The organism is Microbacterium istanbulense, assembly GCF_037204145.1.
GTDB lineage: Bacteria > Actinomycetota > Actinomycetes > Actinomycetales > Microbacteriaceae > Microbacterium > Microbacterium istanbulense.
Map to the genome: position 1 here is coordinate 14,242 of NZ_JBBDGN010000014.1, position 26,203 is coordinate 40,444.

The window sequence follows — 26,203 nt, forward strand, 5'->3', positions numbered from 1 at the left end:
TGCACCTGGGCGGCATGAGACGACACACCACCCCGCCCGCATCCGAGCCTGTGCCGGTGCAGCTGCGCACCGTGATCCTCGACATCCACACCGATGGGTCGATGGCCGTGACCATCGACGGCGCCCCGCATCCGCCGCCCGAGGGGGTGCCGGCGTGGGTGCGGGGGTCGTTCCCGCAGGTCATCGACCACGCCAGTGAGGACCGGAGGGTGCCGGTGCGGGTCGAGGTGCACGAGGCCGACGGCACCAGCTTCACCGAACTCCTCCCAGCACGCCCGCCCCGCAAGACCGCTACCGAGTCGGCGCCGAAACGGAAGCGGGAGAAGCCGGCTGCGCCGGTGCTGGTCGAGGTCACCGGGGAGGGGTTCGTGCCCGGGGAGGACGTGGCCTGCTGCCTGATCGTCTCCCACACCGACGCCACCCCGCACGGCACCGCCCGCGCCCTCCTCGACCCGAAACAAGCCACTGGCGCTGACGGGGTGGTGCTGGTCGGGCGCATCTCCGGCACCGTCGTGACCCGGAGCCTGCCATGAGCACCACCCCGCCGGGCCGGCAGACCGGCAGCTTCGGCGACGAGCTCACCAACGCCGCGATGATCGGACTGGTCGCCCTGTTCGGCCTCGCGCTGATCCTGCGCGCCGCCGGCAGCGTGGCCGCATTCCTCACCGGCATCCCGCAACCGGACGCGGGGCCTGCCGCCGGGGTCGGGATGCTGTTCCGCCCCGGCAACCCCGCCGACGCACTCGACGCGCCAGGGCTCCACCCGTTCGCATACTGGGCCGTCGCGGTCGTGATGCTCACCGCCCTGGCCGCCGGCGGCGGCTGGGTGTGGGTCCGGCTGCGCCGCCACTCCCGGAAGCAGGCGACCGATCCGCACACCACCGCCGGGATCGCAACCGGCCACGAGATCACGACCATGGCGTCGGCGAAAGCGCTGCTGCGCCGGGCCGGGAACCTGCGCCCCTCCGTCGAGCGCCCCACCCCGGCCGACGCGGGCTACCGGCTGGGCACCAGTCGGGGCCGCGAGGTCTGGGCATCAGTGGAGGACTCGATCCTGCTCATCGGCCCACCCCGCTCCGGCAAAGGCCTGCACGTGGTCATCCCCGCGATCCTGGACGCCCCCGGCGCGGTCATCGCGACCAGCACCCGCCCCGACAACCTCACCGCGACCCTGCGTGCCCGCAAGCGCATCGGCCCAGTCGCGGTGTTCGACCCGCAACATCTAGCCGAGGGCGTGCCGGCGGGAATGCGCTGGTCACCCATCCGCGGCTGCGCCGACCCGCTGACGGCGATGATCCGCGCCACCGGCCTCGCCTCCGCCACCGGCCTGAGTGCGGGCGGGGTCGAGTCCGGCGGGTTCTGGGAAGGCAAAACCCGAACCGCGCTCCAAGCGCTACTGCACGCCGCCGCCCTCGACCACCGCACCCCCGAAGAGCTGTTCCGATGGACGCTCGACCCCTCCGCCGCCGCGGAGGCGGTCGCGATCCTCACCAACAGCCCGACCGCGGCGACCGGGTGGGCGGACTCGCTGGAATCGATGATCGACGCCGACCCCAGAACCCGCGACTCCATCTGGCAAGGCGTCTCCCTCGCACTCGGCGCACTGGCAGACCCTCGGGTGCTCGATGCCGTCAGCCCCGGCCCCGGTGAGGACTTCGACCCCGAAACCTTCATCCGCGAACGTGGCACTCTGTTCCTCCTCGCCACCGGCGCCGGAGCCGGCGCCAGCGCGGCGCTCGTGGCGGCGTTGGTGGAAGACCTCGTGGAGACCGCCCGCCGCCTCGCCGCCCGCTCACCCGGCGCCCGCCTCGACCCGCCGATGTTGCTCGCCCTCGATGAGATCGCCAACCTCGCACCACTGCCCTCGCTGCCGGTGCTGATGGCAGAAGGCGGCGGCACCGGCATCACCTGCCTGCCCGTCCTGCAATCCCTCGCCCAAGCCCGCGACCGCTGGAACGAGAACCAGGCCAATGCGATCTGGGATGCCTCCATCGTGAAGATCATCCTCGGCGGCGCGTCCAGCTCCAAAGACCTCCACGACCTCTCCACCCTCATCGGCGAACGCGACGAATACACCGACAGCATCACCCTCGGCGACCACGGCACGAGGAGCAATCAGCGCTCCGTCCGTCGAGTCGCGATCTTCCCGCCCGACCGCATCCGCACCCTCGCGTTCGGCACCGCCGTCACCCTGCTGCGCGCCGCCCCGCCCATCGTCACCGACCTGCGCGCCTGGCCCGACCGACCCGACGCCACCCAGCTCACAACCGACCGGGCCGAGATCGAGAGCCTGCTCCAGCGCGGCGACCCACGCCGCTGAACCGGGGCGGGTGCGTGCACCTGCCTGCCACAGCGGCCACCAACGAGTAGGGGCTGCCTGAACACAGGAGCCAGCCATGTCCATGCATACCCAGACCTCGACCTCGGGGTTCATCGCTTCCGATCCACAGCTGAGCCAGACCGCCAAGGGCGATGCCCGGTTCTACGCCCGGTTCGGGCAGGAGCACTACCGCCGCGAGTCCGACGGGTCGTTCACCCAGCTGGAGACGACGTACCACAACATGGTGATGTTCGGCCGGTCGGCGCGGCACGCGCACGAGCGGTTCGCCAAGGGCGACAAGTTCATCGCCGAGGGCTACACCCGCACACCGGAGTACGAGCGCGACGGGGCGATGGTCGCCGGTGAAGAGGAGTTCATCGCCAAGCGGATCGGGCACGACGCGGCGCGCACTCGCTACGAGGTCGACCGCACCCCGCGCCGGCCCGCGGCAGAACACGCCGCCGAACGCCAGGCGCCCTCGTTCGACCCGCCCGAGCGCCAGCAGGCCCGGCCCGCGCCCGCGATGGGCATGTGAGGACGAGGGAGGCGACAGCGATGACCGACCAGACCCCGCACGATCCCGCCGCGGACGAGACCCAACCCGGAGACCTCCCCGACGACCTCGACCTCGACGAAGACGACTACGACGACGAGTACGAGCCCGAAGACGAAGACGAGGAGGAGGCTGGCCCGCCGCATCCGGTGAACTGGCACCTGCTGCGCGCCGACCCGCTCGAGAAGGAGTGGTACGCCCTCAACCGATGGGTCGAGACCCTCCGCCGCACCTACGGGCTGCCGGCCAGCGTGATCCCGCCGTTCTGGCACCGCCACGACGAACTCGTCTGGGAACTGTCCGCGCTGCACCTGCACTGGCTGTGCGCGTACCACCCCGAACAAGACGGGTCGGCCCCGTTCGGGTGGCACCGCGACTTTGCCGACGCCCGCGCCCGTCTGCGCGAATGGGTCGCATCCTCCGGCACCCGCCTGGACCGCGACCGCCCCACCCGGCAAACGACCTGGCCCGGTGAGGACCCCGCCGACCCCGTCGAGGACGTGTTCGTCGCCGACCGCGACCAAGACTTCGTCAAACACGTCGCCGCACAGGTCGCCGAACGCCGCGCCAAAGAAGACGCCTTCTTCGCCGGTGCCGACCCGGAAACCGGGGAGGTGAGGGGCTGATGGGCACCTATGTCAAGAAGACCAACCGGCGCCGCTACGAGGACCGCAAGTTCTCCGTGCGCCCTGTCCACCGCGACGCTCCGGACCTGCACAAGCTTTGCGAGGTGTTGATCCGCCTGACCCTGCACGACAGCGGACAATCCCGCATCGACCGACGAGCCGCCGAACCACCCGACACCTACCGCGCCGACACCGTAGCCACGCCCAGCGACGAAGGCCATCGCCCGACCAGGAGTGAAACGGTAGAATGAATGGTGCAAGCCTCGCGCTCAGCGTGGCGTGCTGTGGTCCCAACCCCCCGACCCTGAACGAGGACGGGGCAAGCGTTACGTGGCCGGCGACATCGTCGGCCTGGTCCTAGAACCCCACCGCGGGGTTCCTCTCACGATCAGCACCCGCCAGACGGCGTACACCGTCTCGGCGCGAGGTCCGATCTACGTGAGAGAAGGACCCATGAACGCCACATCCCTGCACACCGACCCGGTGCGCAGCCTTGTCGAACCACCCGCCAGCGGCGCCCTGGCCGTGTCCTACCTGCGCGTGTCCACCCGCGAACAGGCAGAACGCGGCGGAGCCGACGAGGGCTTCTCCATCCCCGCGCAACGGGATGCGAACAACCGCAAGGCCGAACAGCTCGGCGCGGTCATCGTCGAGGAGTTCATCGACGCCGGAGCGTCCGCGAAGTCCGCCGACCGGCCCGACCTGATGCGGATGATCCAGTACGTCAAAGCCAACAAGGTCGCCTACTGCATCGTGCACAAGGTCGACCGGCTCGCCCGCAACCGCAGCGACGACGTGGCCATCCACCTGGCCCTCCAGCAGGCCGGGGTCATGCTCGTCTCCGCCACGGAGAACATCGACCAGACCCCCTCGGGGATGCTGCTGCACGGCATCATGTCCTCCATCGCAGAGTTCTACTCCCGCAACCTCGCCACCGAGGTCACCAAGGGTATGACCCAGAAAGCCATCGGCGGCGGCACCGTCGGCAAAGCCCCCATCGGGTACCTCAACATCCGCACCACCGACGAGCTCGGCCGCGAAGCACGCACCGTCGAACTCGACCCCGAACGCGCCCCGATGATCCAGTGGGCGTTCAAGGCCTACGCCTCCGGCAACTGGACCGTCAGCCAGCTCCACGACGAACTCACCTCCCGCGGGCTGACCAGCCTGCCCACCCCGAAACGGCCCGGCAAACCGCTCGCGGTGTCCTCGGTGCACCGGATGCTGATCAACCCCTACTACAAGGGCGACGTGATCTACCGGGGCACTCGCTACGCCGGCAGCCACGAACCACTCGTACCGCCCGAGGTCTGGTACCAGGTGCAATCGGTGCTCACCGCGCACAAGACGGCCGCCGAAGCGACCCAGCTGCACGACCACTACCTGAAAGGCACCGTGTTCTGCGGCGCCTGCGGATCACGGCTGATGGTCTCGAACGCGAAGAACCGTCACGGCAACGTCTACCCCTACTTCGTCTGCTCCGGCCGGCACTCCAAGCGCACCGACTGCACCCGTGGCGCGATCCTCATCGAGGACGTCGAGCAGATGATCGAGCGGTACTACCAGCGAGTGCAGATCACGCCCGCGCACCGAGAAGCGCTCGGCGGGATGCTGCACCACGAGTTCGACCGGCTCATGGCCGACGAGACCGACGAACTGAACCAGCTCACCGCCAACCGCGACCGACTGCAGAACGAGCAGGAACGACTCCTGCAAGCCCACTACGCCGACGCGATCCCGCTCGCCCTGCTCAAACGCGAACAGGACCGCATCCTCGGCGAACTCGACCAGGTCACCCGCCGTATCGACGCCCACCACGGCGAGTACGCCGACGCCCGCGCCCACCTCGAAGACGCCCTCAACCTGCTGGCCAACTGCGCCGACATCTACGCCCGCTGCGACGACACCAACCGGCGCCTGTGCAACCAAGCCTTCTTCACCAAGGTCTACGTCGAAGAAGACGACGAGCTCCGCGTCGAGTACCAGCGCCCCTACGAGATGCTGACCGACCCCGAGATCAACGGCAACGCCCTCAACTGGGCGCAGGACAGCCAAAAGGCCCGAACCCCTGCCAACGATTCGTCGGGCAAGGGTTCGAGCCTTGTGCGTGGGGTGGAGGCAATGGAGTGTTGCGGGAACAGGCGACCACGGGTTGAGAGGCTGGTTTCCGCGTGGAATCCAAGCACTCGTGGGGATGCCGAGCCCGAGGGCGAGGTCGACGACCCTCTGATCGGCGCGTCGGCGGAACCAAAGAAACGACCTCGAACACGTCTCACTGACACCGAAGTGGACGTTATGCGAACAGCCCGCGCCGACGGTGTCAGTGTGAAGACGCTGGCACGCCGGTACGGAGTTCACCGGGGCACGGTGTGGGCGAAGACGCGGAGGCCGTGAGGAAAGATGAATCGACCGGCTGTTGATGTGGCTAGCGCTATCGCTTGACATGCGCGACGAGCCTCAATCTTGTGTCGTCGGCGAGGTCAATATCATTCATTGGGAGCGCATAGATGCCTACTCGCTTGTCGAGCTGTCGCACGCAACAGCGGGTGCTCCTTGACGATCTCTCGCTGCCGCTCGGCAGATAGCCCGACCTCGTGCAGCAGGTTCAATATCACCACCGCAGTGGTGACATCCACGATGGCGATCAACTCCTCGAAGGTGTGATTCGGTGTTCGTCCTTCGTGGGCCAGATCATTGCGTGCTCGCGTCGTCCGTCGCGCCCATCGGTCAATGTCTGGGACGAGCGTGGACATCGCTTCCTGGTCTGGCCGAGCCGCAAGGGCGAACAACCGTTCGCGCAACGTGGGGTCATTACGGAGGGAGCCCTTGATGCGCTCACGATGCTGCTCAGGCACGTGCGTCAGCATCGCTTCACGCATCGGCTTGAACTCTTCACGCGGCATCGGCGGCTCGTCTATGTCAAGACCGCGATGCAGCACCTCAGCCGCTCCGACCGCCGTCAGGAGGTTGTTCTCGATGTACTCAGCGGGCGCGTAGCGGAGCCCAAGGATCATGTTCAGCGCCGATTGCAGCTGCTCGTGCACCTTGCACCAGCGAGGGATGACCTCCTCGAACGGAAGCGTCTCGCATGTGAAGAACACACGGTGCGGCTCGATGACCTTCGCATCGTGATCGCCCACTTTCGAGGGCGAGTAGATCACCTCGACGTTCCACTCGCGTTGCGGCCTGGTCGGCTCAGGCTCCACATCGCCCTCCGCCAGCCTCAACCGCAGCCAGATCACTCCTGCGGCACGATGTGTCGCCAGTGCGATCAGGTCCTGGACCGTTCGGGCGAGCCTCATCGCCTCGCGCCATGAGAACGGCGTCTCCCGGACGACCCGCACGAACGTCGTGTCACGCACACGGCCTGTAGTCCCGCCCTGACGTTGATCGAAGAACGGCAGGGTGTGGTGGTGCGCAAGAATGAACTCGGCTCCATCGGCCTTGACCGTCTGAGCCTCCACCGGCTTCACAGAGATGGTGCCGCTGCCATCGGGACGGCCTCTGGGAGCGCCCCAGAAGCCCTCGAATACAGACGTTGCTCCCCAGACCCCGAGGTTGTCCACGGAGACCTCCGCTGCCGAGAACACCACCTCGTCTTCACCGCTGACATGCGCTCCGATGAGGCCAGTGATGGACGTGATGGTCTGCTTGTCAGGAGTCTGGACGCGTGCGCCGTACGTGCGTTTGCCGCCGTTCGGGACGCAGCCGAAGAGAGTGATCTCTCGCTGCTCGGCAGCACCGTGGATCACCTCCCACGTTCGGCGTCCTTCATGAAATGCCACCACGCCGGGAGAGATCGTCGTGCTGATGCGGTCCTCGAACGTGCCTATCAACGTGAGCGCCAGCCCATCAGCGCTCGTGTACCGAAGGGTGCCCGGCACCTTGTGGTCGGGCTCGTCGGGCAGCCACCACTCTCCGGCCCACTCGCCGTCGTCATCGAGATTCAGTGGTTCATGAGACACTCTGGATTTCCTCGTTCTCGCCTTGGCCAGGGTCGATGATCGGAACTCGCGCGATCGCGACGGTGAACCCCATCGTGGAGAGTTGTCGCCCCTGTTGCATCAGGTTCAGTTTGCTGAAGAAGGGCAGCCAGTCTCGCCCTTCACGGCTGGAGTTGGCGATGACAGCGTAGGTCACACGGTAACGAGATCTATCGACGGCTTCCTCTGCGCTGGGCACCAAGCGCAACCAGCTCTCAAGAGCTTCCTGGGGCACTTCTGCCTGGATCAGTTCGCGGACCTGGGTTCGGAAGATGCCGTCGTTGACGAAAGCCGCGGCCGACACTCCTCCTTGGGCAAAGAGGTGGCTCAGTGTTGCGGAACGGGACTTGCGCTTCACATGGATCAAGTCGCCGTCATCCGAGAGGACATCACAGAACTCGATGCCGCTGCTGGCGCCTCCTGGCCGCTTGATGCGTGCATCGAGCTTGAGGAGGTGCTGGGGCGAACTGAGGGCGAGGCGGGCGTTGTAGTCGGCTTCAACCTCTCCGACGTGTGCTGGCGGAAGCTGAACCGTCGCGTCGATGAGCCCAGCCGCGAAGGCATCGACCTCCTCGACCAAGGTGGTGCTGACAGCGAACCAGCGACCTTCTATGAGGACGTGCAATTGGTCGTTGATCCGCTGCTCAGTAACGAGGCACTGATAGAGGTTCCAACGCTTGTCAAAGTTTCCTGAGCGTCCGAACCGCACCCACACATACCTGGACTTGAGATTCTCGACTGTGATGGTGGCGCAGTCTTCTCCGATGCGATCAAGATATTCATCGAGATCAAGGTCGTCATAGACATGGCTTCGCGTTCCTGCGATCTTGAACCCGTCGATGTCCTCCCAATCGATAGCTTCCGGCATTGCCAGGTGCGTTGATCCGGTCGCTCCGCTTCGCAACTGCTCCACGAGGAGATCGTTGAGCGCTCCGATGCGTGCGCTGTCACGCACGAGCGAGAGTTGGTCGATCCAGCCAAAGTCTGTCTTGTAGTCGTCGGCTTCGAACGCGACAAGCAGGTCATCGCAGATAGCAGGCAGCTCCGTCACCGGCGCCTTGACTCCCATCACAAGTGAGTCCGCACCGGCGATTCGTTTCGTCACGGACTGGTCGCGCGGCTCCCCGGTGACTGCTCTCAGGATGTCGCGCGATACGTCGACACCAAATGTGGGCAGTTCAGCACTCTTGCTCGCCTGAGTATTCGTCGTAACCACAAGATCCTCGAAGGTCTTGGTATCCAGACTTCGAATCTGACGAGGGTCGATTCGGTTGAGTGCCACTCGGAGTCCGAACTGGTACTCGATCTTTGACAGGTCGAGGAGTGACCTGCCGTAACCGAATGTGAGGGCGAAGATGCGCCCGCTGGTGCGCAGAAGCAGCAAGGCGGACGTGGAAGACGATCTGAGGCTGCCGAGCTGGTCGGCGAGTACCGGCTGGACGAATCCAACCCATGAAGGCACAGACGGGCGGGGCTGGACATAGACGAAGCGCCCGTCTACGCCCGCCGACGGATCGAGATCCACCGCGACGCTGGCCTTCTCCGTATCCAGCGCATCCTCGAACTCGGCAACGTCCTGGCGAAGAAGGTAGAAGGTGAGCCGTCGTGCCTTCACTTGATTCCCCTTAACGATGAGCCTCGCGGCGTCGAACTCATGAGGGCATCTCGTCGCGTTGGCCCGGCCTTCATGCGCTCTTCCTGTACGTTGCGTTGAACACGGCGTCGGCCAGCCAGCGTTTGAAGCTCTCGTTGTCCTGGAACTCTTTGAAGAGCTGCGTGTCATCGGCGATGAGCCGCAGCATGACCTGGCCGAGTGCGCGGTCGCTCTCGACGCGCGCGTTTGCCGGGTCGTTGTTTGCCTGCGCGTGTTGGTAGGCCTCGTCTTCGGCGACGAGGCGTGGGATCTCTTCGGTGATGAAGCGTTCGACGCGGTCGGCGTCGTTCCATTCGATGTTGCCGAAGTGGGCGTTGAAGCTCTTGACGATCTCCGAGAGTCTCTCCAGTTCGGGCGTCGCCAGCATGCCGCCACCTGCCGCGGGCACGGGGTCGAGCTGGCCATCTTCGTCGTCCAGCACGATCTTCATCGCTGTGAGCTTCTCGGCACGGTAAGACTCGAGGTCGATGTTCTCCAGGATTCCGGCGGCGAGGTCTTCCTCCTTCGGGGCGGGGAGCTTCGGCACGAGGTGGTCGAGGAAGATCGAGCGCTTCTCCCACTCAGGGCTGCCGTAGGGCAGCACCGTGGAGAGGAAGTTGTAGGTGCGCAGGAAGGCCTTCGCGTCGCCCTTGAACCTGACCTGATCGTCTTCCTCGGGAAGTTCGACGTACTCCGCGACGCACGCATCGAGAATGGGATCGAGCTGGTCGCGAGGCTCACCGGCCAGGTAGCGCGTCACGAACTCGTCGACGTGTTCCGGCGTGTAAATGCCGAAGGCGTCGAGGTCGTTGACGAGGTCATGCAGTTTGTTGGGGTCGGTCTCTTCGGCGAGCACGGTGGTGCGGTAATACGGATCGAAAGCGCGCTGGATGTCCTCGGCATCGTTGGCGAAGTCGAGCACGAACGTCTCATGCTTCGCCGGGTGCGCCCGGTTGAGCCGCGAGAGGGTTTGGACCGCGAGCACACCCGACAGGGTCTTGTCGACGTACATGGTGTGCAGCAGCGGCTCGTCGTACCCGGTCTGGAACTTGTTGGCGACGACGAGGATTCGGTACGGGTCGGTCTTGATCTGCTCAGCGATGGCCCGGGAGGGGAAACCGTTAAGGCTTGCCTCGGTGACCTGCACCCCCTTGTAGTCGTGTTCGCCGGAGAAGGCGACGATCACCTTGTACGGGCTCTTGCGTGCTGCCAGTGCGTCGCGGATGGCGTGGAAATATTCGATGCACCGCGGGATGGATGAGGTGACGACCATCGCGCGGGCCTGCCCGCCGATCTTCTGCTTGGCGATCACCTGACCGAGGAAGTGCTCGACCATGATGTCGGCCTTCTGCGCGATCGCGTGCTGGTTACCCTCGACGTAGGCTCGCAGCTTCTTCGAGGCCCGCTTCACATCGAACTCAGGGTCGTCCTCGACCGTCTTCATCAGCTTGTAGTAGCTACCCACCGGCGTGTAGTTCGCGAGCACATCCACGATAAAGCCCTCTTGGATGGCCTGCTTCATCGTGTACGAATGGAATGGGCGATGGCCGACCGTGCCGTCGGGGTTCGAGACCGGTTCGCCGAACATCTCCAGCGTCTTGTTCTTCGGTGTCGCAGTGAACGCGAAGTAACTCGCATTCGGCAGCAGCTTCTTCGCTTCGATGATCCGGTTGATCTGATCCTCGACGCTGTCCTCCTCATCAGAATCAACACCGCCACCGAGCGCGCGAGACACGGCGGCCGAGGTCTTCGAACCCTGAGACGAGTGGGCCTCATCAATGACGATGGCGAAGTTGTGGCCCTGATGCTCTGAGCCGATGTCATCGAGAATGTAGGGGAACTTCTGCACCGTTGTGACGATGATCTTCTTACCCGCCGTGATCGCCCAGCGCAGGTCTCCCGAGCGGTCCGCGTGGACGACTGTCGAGCCGAGCTGCAAAAACGACTTGATGGTCTGCGAGAGCTGATCGTCAAGAATCACGCGGTCGGTGACCACGATGACCGAGTCGAAGGCCAGGGTTCCCTGGTGCGTGGCCTCCACAAGCTGGTGGACGAGCCAGGCGATCGAGTTGGACTTGCCACTGCCTGCAGAGTGCTGGATGAGGTATCGCCTGCCAGCGCCGTTGGCGGCGACATCGGCGAGCAACTTGCGAACCACGTCAAGCTGGTGATAGCGCGGGAAGATCGCCTTGGCCGTGCGCTTACCCGTCGTCGGGTTCTTCTCGGTGACGACCTGCGCGTAGTTCTCGATGATGCCCGCGAGTCTTTGGGGGGCAAGGACTCGCCGCCACAGGTAGTCGGTCATCACCCCGTCAGCGTTGGGCGGGTTACCAGCGCCGTCGTTGAACCCCTGGTCGAAGGGCAGGAACCATGACGACTTGCCCTTGAGTTGCGTGCAGAACCGGACCCGCTGATCGTCGAGAGCGAAGTGCGCGATCGTGCGCCCGAAGGCGAACAGCAGCTCTCGCGGGTCGCGATCCCGCTGGTACTGCTGCACAGCGTCATCGACGGTCTGCTTGGTGATGTTGTTCTTCAGCTCGAAGGTGAACACCGGCAGGCCGTTGACGAACGCCACGAGATCGACGGCGTCGCCCCGGTTGCTGGGACTGTGGTGCACCTGCCGGGTGACGACGAAACGGTTCGCCGCGAACAGCTCGGCGGCCTTCGCGTTGCCATCGGTCGCGGTCGGGTAGTACAGGTCGATGTGCTGTCCGAGATGGTCGACCCCGTTGCGCAGCAGATGCACGACACCACGCTTGGTGATCTCGCCCTGCAAGCGGGCAAGGAACTTGTGACGACTGGGAGGCGACTCGGCAAGCGACAATGCCTTCGCAGCGTTCGGCTGCGTCTCCTCGATGAACGTGGTCAGGTGGCCGAGGTCGAGCGCGTAGGCTGCGTCGAAGTCGGCTGGTGCGCCCTCGGTCCAGCCACCTTCGACCATCTGGTCGACGATGAGTTCTTCGAGGCTCGATTCATTGAGGCGGTGCATTGTCAGTTGCTCTCTTCACCCGCATCGGGAGCCCAGATGAGGCGCACCTTGAGCCGCTGACCCCAGGCGAAGTCGCCCGTGATCCGCTGGGCCTGACCAAGAACGATGCTCGGCGCGATGCCAAGGTCTGACGCAAGATCGGACACGGCGGCAATGTTGCGTCCGGTTGGCAACCGGTCACGGTAGCGCTCGGGAACGAGGGTTGACGAGGCGAACTCATCGGCCTCAGCTTCCGCCTGGTCACCCGCGCCTTGAAAGAAGACCGTCTTGTGACCGTGCAGCAGCACATGGCCCAGCTCGTGGAAGAGGGTGAACCACAGTTGGTCGTCGGTCTTGCCGCGGACGGAGAGCTGCACCACCGGGTGCCCCGCGATCCAACGGGTTGCCCCATGCACGCCGAAGCCTGGGATCGGCGGAATCAGGCAGAGCGCCACGCCCACTCCACGTAGAAGCTCAGTTGCCTCCTCAAGTGCCTCAACGGGGTTCGCGTGCGCCGTCAGCGCACGCAACTGTGGAAGCAACGCTTCGAGTGCGGCCCGGTCATAGTCGCTGAGGCTCTCGATCCCGGCTTCGCGTTCGCCAAGCGCAAGCCAGGTGGCACGCTCGTACACCTTGTCGGTGGCGAGCGTCGCTCTGCGGTAGGCCACCTTCCCATGCACCCAGGTGGCGTCGAAGGCGTCGAGGTGCGCTATCCCGAAGATGGTCAACAGTTCCCGCACTGTTCCCGCCATGTCACGTGACTCAGCCGAAACGAACTTCCAGTCGCGCAGGTACTTGAGGGGAAAGCGCTTCGCCTGTTCGTACTGAGCAGCGAGCCGATCGGTCTCCGCGAGGCGGGCGAGGTCCTCTCGGTAGCCCGCCTCAAAGCGGTTCCAAATCCGAGCTGGGATGCCAGTGACCCGCTCCAGCCCAAGCGCTACCGTCGCCGACAAGGGTGCCTTGCCAGAGAGCAGCTCGGAGACGTGCTTCGGGGTCACGTCTAGACGGCGTGCCAGCTCGGCGGCGTTGATGCCGTGGTCATCGAGCCACTCCTTGATGTGGTCGCCCGGAGAAACGGCGTAGTCAGGAAGGGTAGTCATGTCAGCTCCTCTCAGTGATAGTCAACGATCTCGCGGATGAGAACGACGGTGATGATGGTGCCATCGGGTTCCACGATGAGTCGCCAGTTCGCGGTCAATCGACCAGACCACTGCCCGGCACGGTCACCCTTCAGCTCCTCCCACTTGCCCGCGATGAACAACAGGTCACCGAGTTCGCTGACCCGCCGCAACTCATCGAGGCGCAGCTTCAGAGCCTTCGCGCGCTGCGCGCCGAGCTTGCGCTGCATGTAGCGCGCATTAGTGCACTGACGCTCCAGCTCGTTGTCCCCATACCTCAACTCCATAGTGTTACCTATATCGTAACATCCGTGAGGCGGTTCGGGTAGCCGTCGGGGTCACTCATCGGCCACCTCATCCTCGCGGGTGTCGCTCTCTAGAGTGTGGATCGGGTCGTCCAGATGGCGACTTTCGCACTCTGGCACGTCAGCGAGCGTCGTCGCGATCGCACGCACGTCCACCTGCCCAGTCACCACGTCGGCGACGAGGCGCGTGCGGAACTCCTGGAGGAGAGCAATCTCGCTTGTGACACGGTTCATAGTAAGGCGGAGCGTTGAGAGCTCTTCCTCAACCATCCTGACCAGCTCTCGCTGAAATTGGAACGGGGGGACTACGAACTCAAAAGTCTTTAGGGCCGAGAGCGGCAGGTTATTCGCAAGACCCTCTGCACCGCTGATAGCTGTACGAACTTGCTGGCGGTACGCCTGCGCATTCATCGACAAGGCGAGAAAGTCAGCGTCGACGGTTGGCGAAGGGATAAGCCTGAACGTCTTGTCACTCAGGATCGCTTGGTGCTTCAGCCCTGAGACACGTGCCGCCGAACCCACCAGGTGGGGAGAGCCATTCGCCCGGGAGACCAACAAGTCGCCTTCTCTGACGCTCATAGCTTCGGGTATCGCGAATCCATCAGGCAGTCGCTTCACTTGATCCGCGCGGAAAGACCCGCCATTGACGCATCCCGACTTGAGCACTCCCCATTCGCCCGGCCCCGGCTCCTGGTTCTCCGCCTGCGGGCTGACACCTTGATCGACACGATCAAGCAGAGTTTTGAGACGCCTCCGAGGCCAATCGCCACTTCGGAGCACCTGATCACGCAAGCCAGAGCCCTGCTCTTCGAGGAGGGCGATGAGGCGGCGCTTGGCGGCGATGGCCTTGTCGATGCGGGCGTTCGCGTGGGCGAGATACTTCACGATCGCCGCCTGCTCCTCCGGCGGTGGTACGAGGCATGGCATCCGTTTGAGGTCAGGCCAACCCAGCTGTTGCCGTAGACCGCTGCCCATGCCGTAGATCCGTTTCGAGGAATCGACCACGGCCAGGTAGTGATACGCGTAGGCATCACTCCAAGACCCACGAGCACGGAGTCCTACGTAGGCCGAGGTGATGATCCCTCGATCTTTCACGTGACCTACCCGAATACTGGCCTGGTCGTTCTGGAGATCAGTAGGTCGTACGACGATGTCGCCCGGCACGAGAATCTGGTAGCTCTCGTATGAATCTGGCACGAGCCCCCGCTGTTTCTCCACGGGTTTCACTACGACTCGGCCATAGCTGAGGGACAGGACCTGCGACTCGATAAGGCCGTCATTCTTGCGTCGATTCTCTGCGAGAACGGCGAGCCCGGGATGAACCTCCCAGTGACTCGGCACCTTCGCATCCCAGAACTGACTCACCGTCATCTCTGGGTAGCGCGGCAGGTCTCGAAACATCAGCCCTCACCTGCGATCTCGGCGATGAGGTTGTCGGTCTCGGCTTCGAGGGCGCGGATGTCGGCCTGGATCTCGGCGAGGGTGCGCATCGGGGTGGGCTTGTAGAAGTGGCGGGTGAAGGAGATTTCGTAGCCGATCTTCGTCTTGGTCTCGTCGATCCATGCATCGGGCGCGTATGGCTCGACTTCGCGACGGAAGAAGGCCTCGATGCCGTCGGCATACTCGCCGGCGGGTTCGGTCAGTGGCACTTGTTCGGTGTCGCGCAGCTCGGTGTCGGGCTCGTATTCGACTACACGGCTTCGCCCGTCGATGATCGCCTCGTATCGCCCGTACAAGGGGTCGGGCGTTGCGGCGTAGGGCAGCACCTTCTTGATGATCGGCGGTGCTGACTCGTCGCGCACGCCGTCTTCTTTGAGTTGCTTGATCTCGGCGGCCTTGTAGACGCGGCCTTCCTCCACGCCCGCGATACGCAGTGGGCGCTCGACGGTGATCTTGGAGTAGCCGAAGTCGACGCCGTCGAAGACCTTCGAGTGGTCGGGGTCGCCTGCCTGGTCGAAGGCTTTGTAGGTGGCGAGCACGCGATCCGCGTCCGCGTCGCTGATCTCGACACCCTTCTCGCCGAGATTCTTGCGCAGAGGGGTGGACCAGCCGGTGGCGTCGATGAGCTGCACCTTGCCCTTGCGGCGCTCTTCCTTGCGGTTGGAGATCACCCATACGTAGGTGGCGATGCCGGTGTTGTAGAACATCTTGAGCGGCAGGGCGACGATGGCTTCGAGCCAGTCGTTCTCGATGATCCAGCGACGGAAGTTGCTCTCGCCTTGACCGGCGTCGCCGGTGAACAGCGAGGAGCCGTTGTGTACCGATGCGATGCGTGAACCGAGAGCGGTGCCTTGCTTCATCTTGGAGATGAGGTTTGCGAGGAACATCAGCTGGCCGTCGCTGCTTCGGGTGACCAGCGAGTAGTCGGGATCGCCGTCGTGGGTGACGATGAAGCGGGGGTCGATGATCTTCTTCGCCCCACCCAGACGGTCCTGGTCAGTCTTCCAGCTCTTGCCGTAGGGCGGATTGGAGAGCATGAAGTCGAACTCTTCGCCCGCGAAGGCATCGTTCGACAGGGTCGACCATTCGGGGCCGCCGACGATGTTGTCGGCCGCCGTCCCTTCGCCTTTGAGGATCAGGTCTGCCTTGGCGATCGCGTAGGTCTCGGCGTTGATCTCCTGCCCATACAAGTGGGTGGAGACCTTCTTCCCGGCGGGAGCGGTGAGGTGCTTGAGGGTTTCCTCTGCGACGGTGAGCATGCCGCCGGTTCCCATTGCCCCGTCGTACAGACGGTAGGTGCCTGAGGGGATCACCTCGGCGATGGGCTCGAACATCAGTCGGGTCATGAGGCGCACCGCGTCACGAGGGGTCCAGTGCTCTCCCGCCTCTTCGTTGTTCTCCTCGTTGAAGCGGCGCACGAGCTCTTCGAAGACCGTGCCCATCCCGTGGTTGTCCAAGCCTGCGGGCGAGAGGTCGAGGTCGGGCGAGAGGAACTTCTCGATCAGCGCCCCGAGCGCGTCAGCCTTCGTGAGGCGCGGGAGCTGGTTGCGGAACTCGAAGTTGTCGATGATCTCCTGCACATTGGGCGAGAAGCCATCGAGGTAAACTCCGAAGTTCTGCCGGAGCCTGGTGGCATTCGTCGCAGCACGTAGGGTCTTGAGCGTGAAGCCGGACGTGTTGTAGAAGTCCTGCTTCGCGGCGTCCCGCAGCGGGGCGTCTTGGTCGACGATCCCTGCCTGATCGAGAGTCTTCTTCATCGCGAGGACTGCGTCTTGAGTGGGTTCGAGCACACTGTCGAGGCGGCGCAGCACGGTGAACGGCAGGATCACGTCGCGGTACTTGCCGCGCACGTAGAGGTCTCGAAGCACGTCGTCGGCAATGCTCCAGATCAGCGCGACGAGGCGAGCGTGGTTGATGGAGTTCTGCGGCAACGCATGTCCTTCGAGTCGTGCTTCGGGTGTCCGGTCACGGGGCGCGGTGAACCGTCTGCACGCAGATCACACTGGAACCGATGGCTTCGCTCCCCACGGATGACGATAGGCGCCACCGCTGACATTCTCTCAGAGTGTCGCGCCCGACACGGGATCGTCGAACTACGGAGGGCTGGCGGCTGCCCGCTCGACGAGTGCGGCATGGAGCGCCTGGACGTGATGCGAGAGCTTCCCAAACCTCGGCTGGTCAGGGCCGTACGCATTGCGGGTGCGGTCTCGCACGAGGGCGGTGAGTGTCCAGATCACTGAGACCATGAGGTCGTCGTCGGCCAGGACTGCGTTGATGCAGTCGCTGCGCGGGTGCGGCAGTTCGATGCGGCGTTCTCGTACCTCGGTGACGACCTTCTCGACGACCTGCACCTTGACGGCGCCGTCGCGGTGGGCGCGGCGGTCTTCGTAGGCGGCCTTGCGGCAAGCGGGAGAACAGTACAGGCGCGGCCTACCGGTGGACTTCACCTCTTTGAGCTTGGTGCCGCACCGTGCGCAGGTGGTCGGCAGCTCGACTCGGCGCTCAACACGTACCGTTCGGTCCCGGCGGCGCTGCTCCGCCTGCTTCCGTTCACGGAGGCGTGCGGCCTGGTTTGCGTTGATCTCGCTGAGCAGCACGATCACGCGCTTTCGCTCCGCACGCACCGTCGAGTCGGGCTCGTCTCGGTCCACTGCGGCGAGCTTCTTGAGCACGCGCTTGTTGAGCGTCGGGAGTGCCAGGGTCGCTTCAAGTAGCTCGGTATCGTCGCCTGATTCGAGTGCGGCGACCCAGCGGGAGTAGCGGCCGTTGAAGTCGGTCGCTGTGGGGTCGTAGCGTTTGGTGCCCATGCTCTACGGTACGCAAGTTTCGTCACCGACGTAAGTGGCGAATCCTCGATCTGCAAGATGCGTGTGACCTCAAAGCGGAGACGGGCGGACGGGCGAAAGTGTGCATCGTGCAGAGGCCCGTGCACCTGTCTGGCATGCGAGGCGACGAGAGGAATCTGAGGCTGCGGGTGACGCGGCGCGAGGAGCCTGACCTCGGCAAGCTGATCGAGTGGGTGCTGGGCATCGCCGAGGCCCGTCACCGCGCCTGGGTGAACGGCGAACCCGACCCCTACGGGCTTCCACCGCCCGAGGACCTGGCGTCTGCGCACCACTGAGTTCTTCGTTTTGTCAGGGGTGCGCGAGAGGATCGACACCAAGAAGCACCCCGGCAAGGAGGCCCACGATGAGCACCGCAACACTCGACACCACGACGTCCGAGCGGGCCGCCGAGACCCCCGTCATGCTGGCTGTGTCCTACCTCCGCGTCTCGACGCGGGAGCAGGCCGAGCGCGGCGGCACCGACGAAGGCTTCTCGATCCCCGCCCAGCGCGAGGCCAACGCGAGGAAAGCCGACGAGCTGGGCGCGCGGATCGTGCGCGAGTTCATCGACGCCGGAGAATCAGCGCGCTCAGCGGATCGTGACGGGCTGCAGGACATGCTGGCGTTCATCGCCGCGTCGCGGGTGCAGTTCTGCATCGTGCACAAGCTCGACCGGCTCGCCCGTAACCGCGCCGATGATGTGAAGATTCACGAAGCGCTCATCAGCGCCGGGGTCACGCTCGTGTCTGCTACCGAGTCGATCGATCAGACGCCTTCGGGGATGCTCGTTCACGGCATCATGTCGAGCATCGCGGAGTTCTACTCCCGCAACCTTGCCACCGAAGTCACCAAGGGGCTGACGCAGAAGGTCGCGCAAGGCGGTACCCCAGGACGCGCTCCCATCGGCTACCTCAACGTGCGCCAGACCGACGACCAAGGCCGCGAGATACGCACCGTCGAGGTTGATCCCGAACGTGCACCGCTGATCGCGTGGGCGTTCGAGCGTTACGCCGCCGGCGAGACCTCTGTGACGGCGCTGCTGCGGGATCTCACCGCGCGTGGCCTGGTGTCGGTGCCGTCGCCGAAGCGTCCATCCAGGCCGCTGGGGAAGAATGCGCTCTACCGTGTGTTGACGAACCCGTACTACGCCGGAGTTATCCGCTACAAGGGCGCGCTGCATCCCGGCGCGCACGAGCCCATTGTGAAGCCAGCGTTGTTCGATCAGGTGCAGTCGCTGTTGAAGGCTCGCAACGCGCACGCAACCAGGCACGTCCAGCACGCTCACCACCTGAAAGGCCTGCTGCACTGCGGCACTTGCGGGTCGCGGATGCTGCTGGACTTCGCCACCAATCCGAGAGGCACGACCTACGCCTACTTCGTCTGCTCCGGTAGAGCATCAAAACGGACTACCTGCACCCGCCGAGCGGTGCCCGTCCAGGTTGCGGAGCGCTTGGTCGAAGACTCCTACGCGAGCATCACGATCAGCGAAGACGACTACCGGCACCTCGCCGCCGAAGTCGACGCCGCGTTCGACAAGCGATCTGCTGGCCGCGATCAGGAGTTCGCCGACCTCACGGCGAACCGTGCACGCCTGGAAGCCGAGAGCGACAAGCTCCTGGCGGCGCACTTCGCCGACGCCATCGACCTTCCGACTCTCAAGCGGCACCAAGACCGCGTCCGAGCCGGACTCGCCGACATCGAGCACCGCCTGCGCGAGCACGACGAACTGCACGTCGGCGGTCGGGGGTTCATCCACGACAGCCTGCGGCTGCTTACCGACGCGCGCCGTGCCTACGCTCACTCGGACGACGGGAGCAGGAGGCTGGCGAACCAAGCGTTCTACACGCGGTTGGAGATCACCGAGGACGAGCAGCTACACCCGCGCCTCGCGGAACCGTTCGCGACCATCGTTCGAGAGGCGACCGGAGGCAAGGAAGCCAAACGGGACGCCTCGACAGGCTCAGCGACCGGGAACAGCGATGTCGCGTGTTCCCGTACGACACTTTTGGTGGACCTGAGGGGACTCGAACCCCTGACCCCCTGCATGCCATGCAGGTGCGCTACCAGCTGCGCCACAGGCCCAGACGCTGTCCCGGCGAACCGGAGCAACCAGATCAGAGTACAACACGGTTCGGCACCTGCGCCAATCGGCCCGGGCTCCCCGGGCGTGTCAGGAACAACCCGGTCCCGTGCGGTGTTGGCACGGTCGTGGACATTCTCGACAGCGTCGTGATCGGCGCAGGGCAGGCCGGTCTTTCGGCGTCCCACCACCTGCGCCGGCTCGGCATCCGCCACGTCGTGCTCGACAGCAACGACCGCCCTGGCGGCGCCTGGCAGCACCGCTGGGATGCCCTGACCATGACCGACGTGCACGGCATCGCCGAACTGCCGGCATCCACCGCACCCACGCTCGACCAGCAGCGTGCGAACGTCGTCGTGCCCGCCTACTTCAGCGCCTACGAGCGCGAGAACGACCTGCCCATCATCCGTCCCGTCACGGTGCGCAGCGTGACAGACGACGTCGGCATCCTCACCGTCCAAGCCGACGAGGGGGAGTGGCGGACCCGCACGATCATCAACGCCACCGGCACCTGGACGCACCCGTTCCTTCCGCACTACCCGGGCACGGAGACGTTCATCGGCGAGCAGCTGCACACGGTCGACTATCCCGGCCCCGAGCACTTTCGCGGAAAGCGCGTGATCGTCGTCGGTGGCGGCGCCTCGGCCGTGCAGTTCCTCGGCGCGCTCGCCCCGATCACCGACACGTTGTGGGTGACCCGCCGCGAACCGGTCTGGCGCACCGACGACTTCACCCCCGAGGCGGGTGCCGCCGCAGTTGCTCTTGTCGAACAGCGTGTGGCGCAGGGACTCGCCCCGCAGAGCGTGGTGAGTGTGACCGGGCTGGCGCTGCGCCCCCAGGAACGCGAAGCCGAGCGTCTCGGCGCCTACGCCGACCGTCGGCCGATGTTCGCCTCGATCGAGCCCGATGGTGTGCGGTGGGCGGACGGCAGCTTCGAGCGGGCCGATGTGATCCTGTGGGCGACAGGCTTCCGGCCCGCGATCAGCCATCTCGCGCCGCTGCACCTGCGCAGCCCGCAGGGCGGCATCCAACTCGACCGCAACGGCCGCGGTACGACCGCCGTCGCCGACCCTCGGGTGCAGCTGGTCGGCTACGGCCCCTCGGCCAGCACGATCGGCGCGAATCGCGCCGGGCGCACCGCAGCCACCGGAGTGCGCCGGTACCTGCAGCAGGCGGAGCGTCTGAGCGATACGACCCTCGCAGGCTGACCCACTCGCGGCGGCTCACGGCGCGTGCGGAGCGCCTACTCTGAGAGGCATGCTTCGCGCACGCCGCCTCACCGCCCTCGCACTCCTGTGCGCGCTCGGTGTAGTCGCCGGCTGCGCGGCCGAGGCACCCGTCACCGCGACGCGCACGCCCGCGCCATCCGCCTCACCGATGCCCTCGCCGACAGCGGTTGATCCTGCGGTGCAGGCGGTGGCAGAGATGACGACGGCCGAGCGTGCGGCGAGCGTCGTGATGGGCCACATCCCCACCACGGATGCCGCGGCCCTGCACGACTACATGGCAGCCGGGTATGGCGGGTTCATCCTCATGGGTGCCAACATCCCCGCCACACAGGAGCAGCTGCGCGCCGTCACTGCGGCGCTCGTCACCGACACGACGCTGCCGCCGCTGATCGCGATCGATCAGGAAGGAGGAGTCGTCTCCCGTCTGCCCTGGGACGACTTCGCCTCTCCACGGCAGTTGCAGGCGCTGCCCGTCGCTGACACCCGCACCGCTTTCGACCGACGGGCCGCGCTCGTTGCCGACATCGGCGCGAACGTGAACTTCGGCATCGTCGCCGATGTGCCCGCCGATCCCGCCTCGTTCATCAGCTCCCGGGCGCTCGGCACCGACCCCGAGAGCGCCGGCGACCGTGTCGCGGCGGCCGTCGAGGGGGAGAAGGGGCACGTCGCCTCGACCATCAAGCATTTTCCTGGTCACGGTGCCGCCCCCGGCGACTCGCATCATGGCATCCCCTCCACGGCCATGACGCTGGAGCAGTGGCGGGCGAGCGACGCGGTGCCCTTCGTAGCCGGCATCGATGCCGATGGCGAGTTGCTGATGTTCGGTCACCTCGCGTACACGAGTGTCGATGCGGCACCCGCCTCGCTGTCCGCGCGCTGGCACGAGATCGCACGCGACGAGCTCGGCTTCGACGGGGTGATGGTCACCGATGATCTCGGCATGCTGTCCTCGTCGGGCGTCGAGGCCTACCGCGATCCGGTCGCCAATGCGGTCACCGCCCTCGTCGCCGGTAATGATCTCGTACTCATGGTCGCCGGCTCCACGGCTACCACCGCCCCGCATATGGTCGACGGCATCGTGCGCGCCGTCGATGACGGCACACTGCCCGCCGCGCGCCTGCAGGATGCCGCAGAACGCGTCATGGCGCTGCGGCTGGCCCTCGCCCGCGACTGACCCGCTACACCGGCTCGGTGCCCAGCCAGGCGTGCAGCAGGCGTTCCCGCAACACAGCCCCGCGCTCGGCGAACCCGCGCTGCTGTCGCACGTACTCGGCCTTGCCCTCCGCTGTCTCGATCCGTACCGGCTGCACGCCCCAGGCGGACAGCTCGTAGGGGGCGGCCTGCATGTCGAGCAGACGGATGTCGCGGGCGAGCTCGAAGGTGTCCAGCAGTAACTCGCCGGGGATGAGCGGGCCGAGCTTCATCGCCCAGCGGTACAGGTCCATGCCGGCGTGCAGACACCCGGGCTGCTCTCTGTGCGGCTGGGTGTCGCGGCTGAGCAGGTCACGGTTGCGGGGCGCGGCCGCTGGCGTGAAGAACCGAAACGCGTCGAAGTGGGTGCACCGCAGGTCGTGCGCCTCGACGACGGCATCCGTGCCGTCCTGCCCTAGCCGCAGGGGTGCCGGATGCCGGTGATCCTCGGCCTGGTAGACCATCGCCCACTCGTGCAGTCCGAAACAGCCGAACTGGGCCGGACGCGCGGCGGTGCGACGCAGCATCCGCTCGACCAGCGCTGCCAACTCGGGCTTGTCCTCCCGGTACACCGTCGCATCCGGCATCGCGTCGCCGGGCGCATCGCCGGCGGAGTACCAGCGCCAGCCCTGACGCTCGGGGGCCTCCTGCAGCGTGACGCCCGCGCCCGGATGCCAGCGCCGCAGCTGCGACGGCTTGTACGAGTAATAGGTGAACAGGAAGTCCCACACGGGATGCTTCTCGCCGGCGGCAGCCCTAGCCCGGTGGTCGGCGGTCAGCGCATCCGCCCGCCGCTCATGCGCCTGCGCCCTGGCATGCCAGTCGGCGGGGGAGAGCACGGCGCTCATGAGCGCTCGTCGATGATCCCGACTTCGCCCAGCAGGTCACGCAGGCCGGCACCGTCTTCGGCGCTCACCCACGGCACGTCACCCTCGGTGTGCTCGCCGCCGGACCGCCCACCTGCCAGCACGGCCTCGGCAGGGAGGAGTCGGCGGATCGCGACACCGGCGACCTGCTCGGGGTGCTCCTTCTGGAACTGGGAGTAGATGGCCTCGTCGTGCTGCCCGTCGTCGCCGATCAGCAGCCAGCGCACCTGGGGGAACTCCTGCGCCAGGCGCCGCAGATTGCCCAGCTTGTGCTCGCGTCCGCTGCGGAACCACCGGTCGTGCGTGGGGCCCCAGTCGGTGAGGAGCATCGACCCCTTCGGGAACAGGTTGCGGTTGAGGAAGCGACGCAGCGTCGGCGCGACATTCCAGGCCCCCGTGGAGAGGTAGATCATCGGAGAGCCCGGGTGGGTGCGCATGATCTGTTCCAGCAGCACAGCCATGCCGGGAACGGGGGTGCGGGCGTGCTCGTCGAGCACGAAAGAGTTCCAGGCTGCGACGAACGGGCGGGGAAGGGCCGTGACCATGACGGTGTCGTCGACGTCGCTGACGACACCGAAGGTGACACTGTCGGCCACGATGAACGCACGCGCCTCGACAGGCTCCTGCCCCTCGACCGACATCGTGAACGTCTGCCATCCCGGCTCAAGGTCGGCTTCGATGACGGTGTCGATCACGCCGCCACGATCGGCGACGACGTCATGCACCTGGTCGCCGACCTGCACCTGCACGGAGGCGAAGCCGACCGGGATGCTGACGAAGCTGCGCCACCCGCGCACCGATGCGCGCTCGCCGGGGGCCTGCCGTGGTGCCCGGGGCACGATGAGCACTCGTCCCACCACGCGCACCCAGCCGGTGCCGCCGTAACCGGGGAAGGGCACGGCGGTCGCCGAACGTCCACGCCTGCGAGCGCGGCGTTCGCGCCAGACGTGGAAGCGGTGTTCGAGACGGGCGAACCAGTGGATCTTCGCCGCGGTGGCAGGGGACATCCGTCCCAGTCTTTCACGCCTCGGCCGGCGGTTCATCCGTTGCGACCATATGGCGTTCCTCGCGGCGGGAGATGACCTTCTTGATCACGAAGATCGCTACGAGGAACAGCACGATCACACCGACGAAGACGTATCCCGCGTAGTGGACGGTGTCGGCGAGCTCGCGGTAGCTGCCGGCGAGCAGAGACCCGGCCCCGACGTACACCGCGGCCCAGAGCACACAGGCGGGGATGGTCCAGGCGAGGAAGCGCCGGTAGGCGAAACCGCTCATTCCCACGGTCAGCGGCACCAGGGAGTGCAGGACAGGCAGAAAGCGGGAGAGGAAGATCGCGATCCCGCCACGGCGGCGCAGATAGCGCTCCGAGCGTTCCCAGTGGCTCTCCCCGATGCGTCGCCCCAACCAGGAGTGGCGGATGTGCGGCCCGATCCAGCGCCCGAGCCAGAAGCCGATCGACTCGCCGATGAGCGCGCCGATCACCACGGTCACGGCAAGAGCGACGCCCTGCAGCACCGACTCGACACCGATCGACGACACCAGCACGACAGTGTCGCCGGGCACGATCAGACCGATCAAGATGCTCGTCTCGAGCATGATCGCAACGCCGGCGAGCAGCGTGCGCAGCACGGGATCGACGGACTGCACCAGCTCGATGACCCACAGCACCACGTCGTTCACATCATGAGAGTACGACGCCCACAGGGTCGTACGCTGTGAGGGTGCCCGCTCCTTCCACGCTGACGGCGAACCTGCTGCCCGGATGGGCCGAGCCGGAGACCGTGTTCCTCGCGCTGCGCGGGCACGATGATGCCGAGTTCTGGCTGGATGCGGGCACGAACGCGGCATCCGGCTGGAGCCTGTTGGGCTCCGGCGATGTCGTCGCCGACCCGCAGGTGGTTCGGGACGCCCCGTTGGGGGCACCCGCAGTCGGGGAGGAGGGCGCGCTGCCGTTCCGCGGCGGCTGGGTCGGATGGCTCGCCTATGAGGAGGGCGCCGCTGCCGCCGGGGCTCCGGTCGCAGACGGCGGAACGAGCTCGGCCTGGATCGCCGTTCGACGTGCTGTCGCGTTCGACCATGCATCAGGTAGCGCCTGGGCGCTGGCCGGCGCGGAAGAGGCCGAGACATGGACGGCCGAGGTCACCGCGGCGCTCGCCGCAGCACCCGCACCCGCGCCCGCCGCCCCCGCCGCGCAGCAGGCGGCGGCGCGGGACAGCGTCACGAGGTATGTCGACCTCATCGGTGCGTGCCGCGAGGCCATCCGTCGTGGCGACGCCTATCAGCTGTGTCTGACGACGCAGTTCACGGCGGACGCGGCATCCGACCCCATCGAGGTCTACCGGCGCCTCCGACGGGCGACCCCGGCCCACCATGGCGGGTTTCTGCGCATGGGCGATCGTCACCTGCTCAGCGCCAGCCCGGAACAGTTCGTCGAGGTGCGCGGCGATCGCGTGCGCACGAGCCCCATCAAGGGCACGAGGCCCCGGGGGGCGACCCCGGAGGCGGATGCGGCGCTGGCGGCCGAACTGCGTGCGAGCGAGAAGGAGCGCGCCGAGAACGTCATGATCGTCGATCTCATGCGCAACGACCTCTCGCACATCGGCGAGCCGGGCTCCGTCGACGTGGAGCGACTGTGGGCCGTGGAGACGTACCCGGCCGTGCACCAGCTGGTCAGCACGGTGAGCGCCCGGCTGCGACCGGGCCTGACGTTCGGGCAGCTGAGCGACGCCGTGTTCCCGGCGGGCAGCATGACGGGCGCCCCGAAACTCTCCGCCATGACAATCCTGCACGGCCTCGAACGCGGGCCGCGAGGCGTGTACTCCGGCTGCTTCGGCTATCTCGGCCTCGACGGTGCCGTCGACCTCGCCATGGTCATCCGCTCGATCGTGATCACCGGCGGTGCGGCATCCGTCGGCGCCGGCGGCGGCATCACCTGGCTGTCCGAGGCGCAGGCCGAGGCGGCGGAGGTGGCGACGAAGGCGCGCGCGCCCCTGGCCGCGCTGGGAGCCACGCTGCCCGACGACTGGGCGGCCACCCTCTGAACTCGCGATAACCTGGAATCTC

General features: G+C 66.1%; 22 protein-coding genes, 1 tRNA gene and 1 pseudogene. 11 read left to right on the top strand and 13 right to left on the bottom strand.

What is annotated here, in order from left to right:
- Positions 1-14 precede the first annotated feature (14 nt).
- The 6 genes from WDU93_RS12865 to WDU93_RS12890 all read left to right on the top strand — a co-directional run bounded on the left by WDU93_RS12865 (position 15) and on the right by WDU93_RS12890 (position 5,893).
- A complete protein-coding gene (locus WDU93_RS12865; protein WP_337321267.1) occupies positions 15-533 on the top strand; it encodes a hypothetical protein in 519 nt (172 codons plus the stop codon).
- A complete protein-coding gene (locus WDU93_RS12870; protein WP_337321269.1) occupies positions 530-2,320 on the top strand; it encodes a type IV secretory system conjugative DNA transfer family protein in 1,791 nt (596 codons plus the stop codon). Before WDU93_RS12865 ends, WDU93_RS12870 begins: the two co-directional genes overlap by 4 nt.
- A 76-nt stretch (positions 2,321-2,396) precedes the next feature.
- A complete protein-coding gene (locus WDU93_RS12875) occupies positions 2,397-2,855 on the top strand; it encodes a single-stranded DNA-binding protein (RefSeq protein WP_337321271.1) in 459 nt (152 codons plus the stop codon).
- Positions 2,856-2,875: 20 nt separating this feature from the next.
- Complete coding sequence (locus WDU93_RS12880; protein ID WP_293782246.1) at positions 2,876-3,499, top strand: hypothetical protein; 624 nt, start codon at positions 2,876-2,878, stop codon at positions 3,497-3,499.
- A complete protein-coding gene (locus WDU93_RS12885) occupies positions 3,499-3,750 on the top strand; it encodes a hypothetical protein (protein WP_293782244.1) in 252 nt (83 codons plus the stop codon). The genes WDU93_RS12880 and WDU93_RS12885 overlap by 1 nt, the downstream gene beginning before the upstream one ends.
- Positions 3,751-3,952: 202 nt before the next feature.
- Entirely contained in the window at positions 3,953-5,893 is a 1,941-nt protein-coding gene (locus WDU93_RS12890; RefSeq protein WP_337321274.1) for a recombinase family protein, read from the top strand.
- Positions 5,894-5,985: 92 nt separating this feature from the next.
- Here WDU93_RS12890 and WDU93_RS12895 read toward each other — a convergent pair whose 3' ends face one another.
- The 8 genes from WDU93_RS12895 to WDU93_RS12930 form a co-directional block, all read right to left on the bottom strand.
- Positions 5,986-7,464 (bottom strand): ApeA N-terminal domain 1-containing protein, encoded by a 1,479-nt coding sequence (locus WDU93_RS12895; RefSeq protein ID WP_337321275.1) that lies wholly within the window; start codon positions 7,462-7,464, stop codon positions 5,986-5,988.
- A complete protein-coding gene (locus tag WDU93_RS12900; RefSeq protein WP_337321278.1) occupies positions 7,454-9,097 on the bottom strand; it encodes a DUF6119 family protein in 1,644 nt (547 codons plus the stop codon). Before WDU93_RS12900 ends, WDU93_RS12895 begins: the two co-directional genes overlap by 11 nt.
- A gap of 70 nt (positions 9,098-9,167) precedes the next feature.
- Entirely contained in the window at positions 9,168-12,104 is a 2,937-nt protein-coding gene (locus WDU93_RS12905; RefSeq protein ID WP_337321280.1) for a type I restriction endonuclease subunit R, read from the bottom strand.
- A gap of 2 nt (positions 12,105-12,106) precedes the next feature.
- Entirely contained in the window at positions 12,107-13,183 is a 1,077-nt protein-coding gene (locus tag WDU93_RS12910) for an ImmA/IrrE family metallo-endopeptidase (RefSeq protein WP_337321282.1), read from the bottom strand.
- A gap of 11 nt (positions 13,184-13,194) precedes the next feature.
- Entirely contained in the window at positions 13,195-13,431 is a 237-nt protein-coding gene (locus WDU93_RS12915) for a type II toxin-antitoxin system RelE/ParE family toxin (protein ID WP_231935765.1), read from the bottom strand.
- Between the two features lie 108 nt (positions 13,432-13,539).
- On the bottom strand, positions 13,540-14,907 hold the full coding sequence (locus WDU93_RS12920; RefSeq protein ID WP_337321285.1) for a restriction endonuclease subunit S: 1,368 nt from the start codon (positions 14,905-14,907) through the stop codon (positions 13,540-13,542).
- Positions 14,907-16,877, bottom strand: coding sequence for a type I restriction-modification system subunit M (locus tag WDU93_RS12925; RefSeq protein ID WP_337321288.1), 1,971 nt, complete (start codon positions 16,875-16,877; stop codon positions 14,907-14,909). The genes WDU93_RS12920 and WDU93_RS12925 overlap by 1 nt, the downstream gene beginning before the upstream one ends.
- A 162-nt stretch (positions 16,878-17,039) precedes the next feature.
- Positions 17,040-17,753 (bottom strand): hypothetical protein, encoded by a 714-nt coding sequence (locus WDU93_RS12930; RefSeq protein WP_337321290.1) that lies wholly within the window; start codon positions 17,751-17,753, stop codon positions 17,040-17,042.
- 167 nt (positions 17,754-17,920) lie between these two features.
- Between WDU93_RS12930 and WDU93_RS12935 the strand changes: the two genes are divergently transcribed.
- The gene (locus WDU93_RS12935) at positions 17,921-18,067 is read left to right on the top strand and encodes a hypothetical protein (protein ID WP_337321292.1); all 147 of its coding nucleotides are present in this window, start codon (positions 17,921-17,923) and stop codon (positions 18,065-18,067) included.
- A 125-nt stretch (positions 18,068-18,192) separates the two neighbouring features.
- A pseudogene (locus WDU93_RS12940) lies at positions 18,193-19,173 on the top strand (recombinase family protein); the annotation flags it as partial.
- On the opposite strand, the gene WDU93_RS12945 reads toward WDU93_RS12940, so the two are convergent.
- Positions 19,168-19,527, bottom strand: a complete 360-nt coding sequence (locus tag WDU93_RS12945; RefSeq protein ID WP_337321294.1) for a hypothetical protein — start codon at positions 19,525-19,527, stop codon at positions 19,168-19,170. The pseudogene WDU93_RS12940 and the gene WDU93_RS12945 sit on opposite strands and share 6 nt — an antisense overlap.
- 250 nt (positions 19,528-19,777) lie before the next feature.
- Positions 19,778-19,853, bottom strand: a tRNA-Ala gene (locus tag WDU93_RS12950).
- Positions 19,854-19,979: 126 nt separating this feature from the next.
- Between WDU93_RS12950 and WDU93_RS12955 the strand changes: the two genes are divergently transcribed.
- Entirely contained in the window at positions 19,980-21,059 is a 1,080-nt protein-coding gene (locus WDU93_RS12955) for an NAD(P)-binding domain-containing protein (protein ID WP_337321296.1), read from the top strand.
- 49 nt (positions 21,060-21,108) lie between these two features.
- Positions 21,109-22,254, top strand: coding sequence for a glycoside hydrolase family 3 N-terminal domain-containing protein (locus WDU93_RS12960; protein ID WP_337321298.1), 1,146 nt, complete (start codon positions 21,109-21,111; stop codon positions 22,252-22,254).
- 4 nt (positions 22,255-22,258) lie between these two features.
- On the opposite strand, the gene WDU93_RS12965 is transcribed toward WDU93_RS12960, so the two are convergent.
- Genes WDU93_RS12965 through WDU93_RS12975 form a run of 3 tightly spaced genes read right to left on the bottom strand, consistent with a single transcriptional unit; the run spans position 22,259 to position 24,820 of the window.
- Complete coding sequence (locus WDU93_RS12965; protein WP_337321300.1) at positions 22,259-23,119, bottom strand: 3-methyladenine DNA glycosylase; 861 nt, start codon at positions 23,117-23,119, stop codon at positions 22,259-22,261.
- Positions 23,116-24,144: an App1 family protein gene (locus WDU93_RS12970; protein ID WP_337321302.1), complete on the bottom strand. Its 1,029-nt coding sequence runs from the start codon at positions 24,142-24,144 to the stop codon at positions 23,116-23,118. Before WDU93_RS12970 ends, WDU93_RS12965 begins: the two co-directional genes overlap by 4 nt.
- 13 nt (positions 24,145-24,157) lie before the next feature.
- Positions 24,158-24,820, bottom strand: a complete 663-nt coding sequence (locus tag WDU93_RS12975; protein ID WP_337321304.1) for a DedA family protein — start codon at positions 24,818-24,820, stop codon at positions 24,158-24,160.
- A 41-nt stretch (positions 24,821-24,861) separates the two neighbouring features.
- Between WDU93_RS12975 and pabB the strand changes: the two genes are divergently transcribed.
- Positions 24,862-26,181 carry an aminodeoxychorismate synthase component I gene (gene pabB / locus WDU93_RS12980; protein ID WP_337321306.1) on the top strand — a complete coding sequence of 440 codons (1,320 nt, stop codon included), beginning with the start codon at positions 24,862-24,864 and terminating at the stop codon, positions 26,179-26,181.
- Positions 26,182-26,203: the final 22 nt, after the last annotated feature.